At 67.2% G+C, this 256-nt stretch carries 1 protein-coding gene; it reads left to right on the forward strand.

What is annotated here, in order from left to right:
• Positions 1 to 256, forward strand: a 256-nt coding sequence (locus tag ABD353_RS40180) for a hypothetical protein (RefSeq protein WP_344628634.1), incomplete at both ends; no start/stop codon positions are given.

Consider the following 256-nt stretch of genomic DNA (forward strand, 5'->3'; position numbering starts at 1 on the left):
CGAACTGGCCAGCCAAGTAGAGGCAGAAGGGCGTCTCGCCGGGACCAATGAGGGGATCGAGGGGGCCAAGGACCTCCAATCTCAGCAGGACAAGGGTACAGCCGCTCAGACCCGAGCAGCCCAGCAGAGAAAGGACCTCGAAGCCGAGGCCCAGCGCCTTGCCCAAGAGGCTGCTCAGCCCGGCGCGGACCCGAAGGATGCGGCCACGAAGGGACGCAAGGTCGCCGGGCTGGCGATGAAAACCCGCGGGTCGTGG

The sequence above is a fragment of the Kitasatospora arboriphila genome, assembly GCF_039528095.1.
Lineage (GTDB): Bacteria > Actinomycetota > Actinomycetes > Streptomycetales > Streptomycetaceae > Kitasatospora > Kitasatospora arboriphila.